The organism is Bacteroides sp. 11BF (genome assembly GCF_019633765.1).
In the GTDB taxonomy this organism is placed as follows: domain Bacteria; phylum Bacteroidota; class Bacteroidia; order Bacteroidales; family Bacteroidaceae; genus Bacteroides; species Bacteroides hominis.
The window spans coordinates 1-10,963 of the sequence record NZ_JAFKPJ010000036.1 but is presented as its reverse complement, the minus strand read 5'-3'; the positions used below and the strand labels follow the sequence as shown (position 1 = coordinate 10,963).

The following is a 10,963-nucleotide window of genomic DNA, read 5'->3' as shown; positions in this document are numbered from 1 at the left end:
CTCTCATTCTTTTCTTTATTAATTTAGGTTTAAAATTTGATGTTTGGTATAAGTTCTAAACGAACTTGGGCAGAAGAGATGTAAAACCAGTTATTACCTGAATGGTTATAAATGAGGAAATTGCAGTTCTGAATATTATAAATTGGGACATAAAAAAGCCCGTTCATGGTAATACATGAACGGGCTTTAACCCTCAATAAATAATGTGTGTTAAATTAATATCCCGGATTCTGATCGTTTTTCAACAATGGATTCAAGTCAATTGCACCTTGAGGTATAGGCATAAGCATCAAACGCTCATCCCAAACTTTGTTGATTACAACATATCCGTTTGGAGCATAAGAAGGACCATTCATAGCCTTGCTGCAATAGTCGTTTCCATAGCGGCGTATATCATCAAAACGATGGCCTTCTGCCGCTAATTCAATACGCCGTTCATTACGTACAAAAGCCAGAGCTTCTTCTTTAGAAGGCATGGAAGTCGGTACATCCGGCATACCACAACGATCGCGCAGGTCATTCAATGCTTTCTGTACTTCTGTATCCCATCCGGAGTTCTGGATACGTGCTTCTGCGTATGTCAGCAATACTTCAGCATAGCGAATCACCGGATAATCTTCTTCAGCAGTCCAAGTATCATAAGGATCGAGAGTAACCATTTTACGATAAAAATATCCCGTCCATGATTCATTACCATCTTTATTTATCAGATCCGGATCCCAACGGAAATAGAATGTGCCTTTAACAGTTTCATGCCATCCTTTGAAAGGGAACATCATAGATACATATAAACGACTGTCACGATTGCGGAATTCTTTCATATAGTCGTATTTCATAATATCCGTTTGCGGAACTTTTTCAATGAATTGAGATTGGCTCATATCTTTAAAGTCTTTCCATATTTCGGCATAACGTTCTTTACGCTGTTCCATAGTGATGTCATTACGCATTGTTTTACCATCCACATCCCAGTATGCGTCAATTAAGTCCTGCATCGGTTCATAAGAACAGTATCCGTCGTATTGAGAGAATGATTTGGGTATGAAATATGTATATCTTGTCCAATCATAGTTGTTTGCATCAGCCATGTACTCACGTGTTACAATATACTCCGGATTGGCGGGAGATGCGTTACCTTTGTGCCACAATGATTCATAACTGAACATACCTTTCACGAATTTATCTTTATCAATACCTTTGGCTGCATAATCAATATAAGCATCCATTTCGTTGGCTTCTTTTTGTTGCGCTGTGGTGAGTGACGACACACGGAACAGAGAATGATGTCCTTCAGAAATGATTTTTCCGGCAGATGACTCTGCTTCGGCGTAATTTCCAAAATACAAGGCGGCACGTGCACGAAGGGCCAGAGCACCGGCACGAGTGATACGTCCTGTTTCATACATGTAGCTACCGTTATAACTATCAGGAAGGATTTCCGCTATTTCTGCCAATTCGTCAAGAATGAACTTCCGGACAGTTTCCACTTCGTCACGTTTAACATTCGGTGCGTCATAAGCTAAAACGTCCGTAATTACCGGAACTTTTCCAAATTTCGTGGTCAAATCAAGATAACTTAAAGCGCGGAAAAAACGTGCTTCTGCCTTCATGCGTGTTTTTAGTTCATCACTGACTGCACATTTATCTACATTAGCAATAAAGTTATTCACTACACGAACGGTACCAAAATAGTAGCTTCCATATCCATTGGCTGTACTTATACCGTTTTGTTGTACCATTTCGAAGTTTCCTTCCCAAGGTTTGTGGCTATGTGCATTATCTGTACACAATTCATCCCAAATGTCTACACCATCCAATGTAGAATAGCAGGTATTTAAAGCATACCATGCATCTTTTTCCGTTTGCCAAAAGTTTTCTGCTGCAATGTCAGCAGGTGGAACCACATCTAAATCGCAGGCTGTTAACGCTCCTGTGAGACATAATCCCAATGCAATTTTTCTTATATTGTTTTTCATTGTGAATTCTATTTTTTAATGAATGATTTTAGAATGATATGTTTACACCAAATGCTACCGATTTGGTTCCCAGCGTATAAATCACACCACCGGCTGTTTCCGGATCAAAGTCTTCCATCTTTTTATCAGCACGTACTGTGAACAGGTTTTCTCCTGTTACATATACCTTCAATGACTGCAATCCCCAGCTCTTCACTGTGGCAGATGGTACCGTATATCCCAATGACAAAGTCTTGAAACGGAAATAGTCCGAGTCAAACAAATGATAATCACTGAAATTACGATTATAAGTTGTGTGTACACTACTTGCCGAGTAGAGACGAGGATAAGCAGCATATGGATTTGGATTCTCTTCTGTCCATCTCTTCAGATGGTATTTTCTTGGGTTATCCTGACCATGGTAGAATGGGTGAACACCATATACGTCAAATGCTACCTTAGTTCCACTGATTCCTTGTCCAAACATACTGAATTCAAAACCTTTATATTGTAGACTTAAGTTTACACCATATGTAAAGTCGGGCACATCTTTACCAAGAATAGTACGATCTTCGTCTGTGATCTCCTGTTTGTACTCGATGTCACGTTGAGGAACAAATTTAACATCACCTGCATTAGGTACTACTCCACTTAATGTGTAGTAATGCCCGGCATCAATATCAGCTTGAGTATACAGTCCGTCTGTTTTAAATCCATAGAAAGAACCGATTGATTCCCCTTTTTTCAGGATATATTTCACGATATAACTGCTGGTCTGAATAATATTGTCCGAACCGCCTAAGTTGGTAATTTTATTTTTATTGGTAGCAATGTTAGCTCCGATGCTGTAGTTAACAGCTCCAATCTTGTTACGGTGATTCAAGGCTAATTCGAAACCTGTGTTTTTCACTTTACCAATGTTTTGTGAAGGTGCAGCTGTGATACCGGTTTCTGTAGGTACATTATATCCCAACAAAATATCACTTGTGTTTTTGATATAGTAATCAGCTGTTACACCCAGAAGTCCATTGAAAATGTCGAAGTCCAAACCAATATCAGTTAAAGCAACTTTTTCCCAACCGAGCGTTTCATTAGCAGGTTTGGATTCACCGATACCGATTACGGGCGAATCACTGAAATTATAATGGTTTCCACTGCTGTAATTCTGAAAATAATCATAATTCCCTACATTGTTTATATTACCAAGAGTACCATAAGAAGCTCTGATTTTCAGATTATTGATCCACTTGATGTCTTTCATGAAGCCTTCTTCATTCATTCTCCATCCAGCCGAGAATGAAGGAAAATATCCCCAACGGTGATCTTTGTGGAAACGTGAAGATGCATCTGCACGCATGTTTACTTCCAATAAATACCGATCCATCAAAGTATAGTTAACACGAGCAAAATAAGACAACATCTTATATTCTGATGAACCTGCACCATTGGTATAGCCTGCTCCCGACGTAGAGCCGGCTTCCATATCTGTTAATGCGTCAGATGGGAACTCTTCACGTGATCCTGCCAGTCTTTCATATTTATAATGCTCGTAAGATGTACCTACCAATGCTCCTACTGAATGTTTATCATTCGACCAGTCATATCTGGCTGTCGCCGTATAAAGCATTGTATTTGTACTCTGCCAGTCCATACTCATTTTATTTTTGGTTACTCCGGTTCCAACTATTTCTTCTCCGGAAAAGTAGTTTATGGCATTAGGTTGTAAGGCGGTGTAACTTTTGCTCTTATATTCATATCCTTTGAATACACCTTGTCCGCTAATAATAAGCCCTTTTACCGGTTTGATATCAAAACCGAGATCGTACATGGTATTTTCACTTTTTGATTTACTCCAATCCGATTTGCTCAATGCACGGAGTGGATTGTTTGTGATGAAGCTACTTGTTGCCGATTGACCTCCGTTCACAGTTCCCCAATCACCATTTGACTGTTTTGCAACGAATGTAACCGGTACCATCGAGAAACTGGCCAATGAAGGTGCACCACAATCACGGTCGGAATCATTGCGGATATATTTTACTCCTGCCTTTACAGTCAGCCACTTGGTGATATCTGAACTCAGATTGGTATTCAAGTTGTAACGTTGGCTATCTTGTCCGGGGATCATGTTGTCTTTATACACATAGCCCAAACCGATAAAGTAACGTATCTTATCTGTTCCACCACTGAAATCCAAGGAATGCTGAGTGGTCAGTACATTTTTGTCTAATATCAGATCATTCCAATCTGTGTTTGGATATAAGTCTGGTTTAGAACCATCTCTGAAATAGCCAATTTCTTCCTCGGTATACCCTTGGTATTTTCCACCTTTTGGATTGGAATTGTAGAGAGCCTCATTGTACAACTCTGCATATTGGGTAGAATTGACGTACTCCGGTTTGTAAGTAGGGTTACTCAAACCTACGTAACCACTGTACGAAACGTTCATTTTATCATTTTTTCCCTGTTTGGTAGTTACCAATACTACACCATAGGCCGCACGTGAACCGTAAATGGCCGATGAAGCAGCATCTTTCAGGAAAGAAATAGATTCGATACTATTTGGATCAAGGTTAGAAAAGAATGTGGCATCCGCAATTGCACCATCGATTACGTAGAGAGGTGACGAAGTTCCTAAGTTACCACGTCCACGGAAGTTAATACTTGGTGTTTGTCCGGGACGTGAAATAACGGTTACTCCAGGTACTGTACCTTGCACAGCCGACAACACGTTCGTCTGTACGCGGTCTTTGATTTCATCAGTACTAACCGAAGCTACCGAACCGGTTAAGTTTACTTTCTTTTGTGTACCATAACCTACCACTACCACTTCGTCCAGAGTCTTGGTATCTTCCTTCATTGTGATACTATAGTTGGTTACTCCCGGATGAATTTTTACGGTTTGTGGCATATAACCAATATAGGTTATTTGCAATTCATTACCTGATACTGTTAACTTGAAACCTCCTTCCATATCAGTAATTGTACCATTACTTGCCGATCCTTTTTCTACAACAGAAGCACCAATAATCGGTTCTCCGGTAATATCTTTCACTTGTCCCGTGATACGTACACTTTTCTGTTGTTGGAGAGAGGATGTTTTAGAAGTTTCTATCTTTGCTGCCGAAACAACAATCTGATTATCTACTATTTTATAAGTATAACCGGAGTTATTAAAAATCTGATCCAATACTTTCTCAATAGGTGCATCCGTAACATCTACAGAAACTTTCTTACTGAGTTTTACCTGATTGTCATTGTAAAAGAAGGTATACCCACTTTTTTGCTCTAATTCCCGTATCACATTTTGAATAGAGACATTAGTCCTCTTCATGGATATTTTAAGAATTTGGGCATAAGTAGTGACAGGCACCATACAAACCAGACAGATTGCCAAAACAAACGCCAGTTGTTTTTTGACTTTTTGCGGGTTAAACCACCGCAGATTGCATTTTTTCATAAATACGATTAATTATTAGATTGTAATTTTGATTGATAAAGAGGGTACATGATTCTTTTTGTACCAACGTACCTCGGCTAACTAAGTTGTCATTTTTCTTTGTGCATTTCTTTCTTTTTATTTAGGTTTAAAATGATGAAATTTCCAAGTTCCGTATGAACTTGGTATAAGGGCAATTTCAAAAAGACAACTAATAATAATTGTATTATATATAGAAAGAGGCTTATCTATTTAGTTATAGATAAGCCTCACATTTTTATTAAAAATCTATTGAAGTACGTTTCGTCAAACGCTTCTAATTACTGGTAGGATTCTGTGTTAAGGTTCCGGGATAAGAATTGATAGCACTTTGTGGAATAAAATAAATAACCCGATAGTCTGTAGCAGGAATTTCAAGCATAGCATCATGTACCCCGGGATATTTGCGAGTTAATGTTTCACAATTGCGAAATACATCATAACTACGTTCTGCTTGATAGGCCAGCTCTAATTGTCTCTCTTTTTCTATTCGCGCCTTAGCGTTGGAAGCATTTAAGTCATTATAACCTCCGCCGGGTAAAGAGCGTTCACGAATGATATTCAGATCTACTTGTGCATGAGGATAATCACCTTTTTTGGCATATGCTTCTGCGCGATTCAAGTAAACCTCGCCTAAACGAGAGATGACAGGAGAATGTAATTGAGATTCAGCTTCTCCGCTTGCAGTTCCTTCATTCGAACATTTGAGAATATAGAATTTGGGTTGCCCGCTTGAGAGTTCTATTTCATAATCAATAACACCGTGATAGGTTTGACCGTCTGAATAGCTGATTGAATATTTTTCTTCACTACTGTTTATTAATGACAATGTGTAATTAGTTTCCCCCTCTTTACAAGTTACAGTGTCACCTCTTTTAGAAACGGGCAATTGTACATATGTATATCCTGTATGTATGTTGTTTTTGTTGTATACATTCTTTATGAAACGGAATACTTCAACATATTTACCATCACTATCCGTGATGTAGCTTGGTGAAATGAAATTTGCTCGTGCATCTACAATCTTTTTCTTGTCAGGACGCCAATCGTTACGTCCCTGTTCATTTAATAAATCCATGTATTTGGCACTCGCATACATTTCTCCCCAGCCTTGCTGTCCAGCATAAGAATACATTCCACCAATAGAATTCCAATAATCCGGCTTTTCTGATGCCATGATTTTTACTACAAAAATAGATTCTTTATTATTTTCCGGCATGAATGTATTATATCGCATAAAATTTTCACGGGAGAGCAACTCATATTTCAGTCCACCTTCATCAGTGGTGCTTTCAATGACTTTAGTTGCATAATCAATGGCCAACTGGGCATTTTCACTATTGGGTGCTTCATAAGTTCCACTCATAAATAAATAAATACGAGACAACATGGCCCATGCCGCTTCTTTAGATGCATATGCAGGACCTTCTCGTTTAGTTTCTCCATTTTCCATCAATCGGGCCGCTGCTTTCAGGTCATCAATAGCTTGTTCATAAGTATCTTGAACAGTCGAACGATCAGGAAGATTAAGATTATTCACATCGTCTGGCGTACCGTTTACAATAGGGACTCCCATATGTCCTTCCGGCTTGTCCCAATAAGGACGTCCGAAAGCACGTCCAAGATAAAAATACATCATACCACGGATATAGTAGCATTCACCCAGTTGATAATCAATGGTTTTGCTTTGTCCTTCATCAATCATTTTAATAATATTCGAAGCTTGTGCAATAGCTTTGTATCCGGAGTCCCAAAAGCTTTGTAGACGATAATTATCAGCATCGCGGGAATAAGAAATAAAATCGAAAAAGGCATCCGTTGATGATTTATCTTTCGCCATATTATCACCCGCATATTCCCCTAAACGATGCATAGGATCCGACCAACTTTTTAATTGTGCATAGCATCCATTTACAAGTGACTCTAATGAAGAGGTAGGATCCTGAGTTATTTGTTCGGCTGACATTGAACCATAAGGAAGTCTGTCTATGTCACAAGCGGTTAAAGTGGCAACCGCACATAGTAGAGTTATTATTTTTTTCATATAATCGTTACTTTTAGAATGTTAAATTAAGCCCAAACATAAATTTACGTACAGTTGGATAAACCGAAGGTAATGCAGTACCTATTACAGAACCATCACTGGCCGGAATTTCCGGATCTACGCCTGAGTAATTTGTAACACAGAACAGGTTCTCTCCAGTGAAGAAAATTCTCATATTATTAATATAATATTGAGGCAATTTTAGGTTGTAACCGATTGATAATGATCTCAATTTAAGATAGTCATTTTTTTCAAGATAGCGCGAGGAAGAACTGTTCGACTTACTCGTATTACTATAAGAAGCCACCGGATGTGTAGCTATATCTCCCGGTTTTTCCCAACGATTCCATCCCTTTTGAAGTTTCATTTGATTTCGATCGTTATATGCTCCGTCTGAATCATATTCCTGGCGAGAATAATTATAGATTTGCCCTCCTACAGAGTAGCCAAATACTGCATTCAGATCAATATCTTTCCAGCGGAGTACCGTACTAAATCCTCCAAAGATGTCTGGAGATGAACTTCCACATTTCACTTGATCAGCCTCAGAATAATTACTTGTTTTCTGACGTGATAAAGTTCCATCTTCATTTTCTACGGTTTTATACCACTGAGGTGCCCCATTTTCCGGGTTTACACCTGCCCATTCTTTCAGATAATAAGTATCACATGGATAACCTGGCTGTAATACTCTTTTGGCTGTACCTGCAATCGATGTTCCATCTGAAATAATAATTGGCTTTTCTACAAATTGTCCCTCAGCGTTCTTTGTCTTATAGAGTTTCTTTAATTTGTTCTTATTATGTCCCAAGTTAATTTCTATATTCCAATCCCAGTCTTTCGTACGGATAATATCACCGCCAATGGACAATTCAAATCCTTGATTTTGCATTTCACCAATATTCTTCCACATACTTGTCACTCCTACTAATCCGGAAATGGGTACTGCATATAGAATATTACTTGTGTACTTATTATACCAGTCAAAACTTGCTCTCAACCGATTATCAAAAAAAGCTACGTCAACTCCGGTGCCTGTAGTATAAGTCTTTTCCCAAGTAAGGTCTTTATTGCCCAATTGTGATATCAAGGCTCCGGATTCTTCGTTATATTTAGAAGATACTGAATAGAGATCGTATTGGGGATAAAGTGAACTTGGTCGGTTACCCACCGAGCCATAAGATATACGTAATTTCAATACATCAACCCAAGAGGCATGAAACCATTTCTCACGATTAATGTTCCATCCGGCACTGATAGAAAAGAAATTTCCATATTTTGCATTATCTCCGAAATTAGAGGCTCCATCGCGACGGAACGATAGTTGTGCCAGATATTTATTATCAAAAGCATAGTTTGCATTAAATAAAAGAGACTGTACCGCCCACTCACTAATACTACCACCAACTTTCTCCGGTTTAGCTACCACGTCCAATACTTCGAAACCGGGAATAAATCCTATTCCATACATATCTGTTGCTTTAGCCCAATAATCGTTGAATTCATAAGCAGCCAACGCATTTATTGAATGTTTACCAAACATTTTGTTAAAACGTATGATATGGTTAGAATAACGACGTACAGTGGTAGTTTGATATTCACGCATACGCCCATCTACTCCCTCTCCACTACTTGAGCGCGGATCTGTATATTCACTGTAATTATAGCCTATGTATTTATAGTTATTGACGGATGAAAAACTCAGCCAGTCAGTAATTCTAATATCAAAATCTAAATTACCCATAAATTCATAATTGGTAGAGTTCGATTTATTCCACTGCAGATCGTATAGATAATTACTATTAGAACTGTTCACCCATCCTGTATATCTATTGGGAACCAAATTCCCTTCTTCATCAAAAGGACTATCCCATGGCAGTCTTTGGAACATGGAAGTTACATCATACTGTTTATCTTCAATATCCCGTCGCGATCCTGCCAGTGCAGGTTTTATACTCAACCATTCAAAGGGGTTATAGGTTGTTTTTAACCGGAAGTTATATCGTGTGTAATCATAGCCTTTCACTGCTCCTTCTTCATCATAGACACCGATGGAAAGGAAAGATCTGATTTTCTCATTACCTCCGGATAAAGAAACATTGTAATCTTGGGTAACTCCTGTTTGGGCAGCCAAATCAAACCAATCGAAATTACAATTTCGCAGTTCATCATTATAACGTGAAAAAGTAATCGCTTCCTGATTTGAGAATGATTTATAGTAATCATATAGCTCCGCTCCATCCATCATTTCCATATTTCCTCTTCCTAACTTACTGATACCAACTTTTGCAGAGACATTTACTGTCATCTTTTCTGCTTTACCATTTTTGGTTGTTACCAGAATAACGCCGTTGGCTCCTTGTGAACCATAAATAGCAGTAGAAGCAGCATCTTTTAGGATAGTCATTGTTTCTATATCACTTGGATTCAAAGCACCGGCATTTGAACCAACAATCACTCCATCAATAACCCATAATGGAGCAGTGGTCCCACTTAAAGTTGCTTGCCCACGAATCACGACAGCTCCTCCTGACCCGGGTTGTCCCGACCCTGGAGCTACATATACTCCCGGAACCTTTCCGTTTAACATATTTTCTACTGAAGGGGTAGTAATATCTTTTAGTTTATCGCTCTTAACTGTTTGTAGCGCACCAGTCAAGCTCTCTTTCTTTTGTGTACTATACCCAACTACCACTACTTCATCTAATGTTTTGGTATCTTCCTTCATTATTACATTATAAGAGCTTACCCCCGGTTTGAGATTAATGGTTTGAGGAATATATCCAATGTAACTAACCTGGAGTTCATTGCCTGTTACTATAAGAGAAAATTCGCCATTCACGTTAGTGATAGTCCCGTTTGAAGAAGATCCTTTTTCTATTATAGATGCTCCTATTATAGGATCCCCTGCAATATCTTTTACTACACCGGTCACTTTTTGTTGTTTTTGCTGTTGAACCGTTTGTTGCGCAGTTGTGGTGGGGATTGTATATATAACAATTTGATTCTCTACTATTCTATAAGAGTACCCGGAATTTTCAAATATTTGATTTAGAACAACTTCTATCGGAGCATCTTCTACATTTATAGAAACTTTTTTATCTAACTTCACTTGATTATCATTATAGAAAAAAGTATATTCACTTCCTTTTTCTAACTCTTGTAACACCGATTGGATAGAAGTGTTACTCTTTTTTATTGAGAATTTGAGTACTTGTGCAAATGTGCTGATAGGTATTGCACAAACTAAACTAATAGCAACAGCAATAGCTATTTGCTTTTTTACTTTTTGTGGATTAAACCACTTTTGATTGCATTTTTTCATAAATACCATAATTATTAGATTGTAATTCAAATTTAACAAATAATAGGCGTTGCCCTTTAAGAATCCCGTGCTTGATTAACATGTTTCACTGTTTTTTCCATTTTTCTTATTTGAATCTTTTTAGGGTGTAAAATCGTGTTCTACTTAAGTTCTTCGAGAAC

4 protein-coding genes are annotated in these 10,963 nt (G+C 38.2%); all 4 read right to left on the bottom strand.

Annotation, left to right across the window (positions count from 1 at the left end; translation table 11 throughout):
- Positions 1-215 precede the first annotated feature (215 nt).
- The 4 genes from JZY04_RS20395 to JZY04_RS20380 all read right to left on the bottom strand — a co-directional run bounded on the left by JZY04_RS20395 (position 216) and on the right by JZY04_RS20380 (position 10,802).
- Positions 216-1,976, bottom strand: coding sequence for a RagB/SusD family nutrient uptake outer membrane protein (locus JZY04_RS20395; protein WP_005775680.1), 1,761 nt, complete (start codon positions 1,974-1,976; stop codon positions 216-218).
- 28 nt (positions 1,977-2,004) lie between these two features.
- Entirely contained in the window at positions 2,005-5,415 is a 3,411-nt protein-coding gene (locus JZY04_RS20390) for a TonB-dependent receptor (RefSeq protein WP_122143692.1), read from the bottom strand.
- Between the two features lie 295 nt (positions 5,416-5,710).
- Positions 5,711-7,477, bottom strand: coding sequence for a RagB/SusD family nutrient uptake outer membrane protein (locus JZY04_RS20385; protein ID WP_122143693.1), 1,767 nt, complete (start codon positions 7,475-7,477; stop codon positions 5,711-5,713).
- 13 nt (positions 7,478-7,490) lie between these two features.
- Positions 7,491-10,802: a TonB-dependent receptor gene (locus JZY04_RS20380; RefSeq protein WP_032589184.1), complete on the bottom strand. Its 3,312-nt coding sequence runs from the start codon at positions 10,800-10,802 to the stop codon at positions 7,491-7,493.
- Positions 10,803-10,963 lie beyond the last annotated feature (161 nt).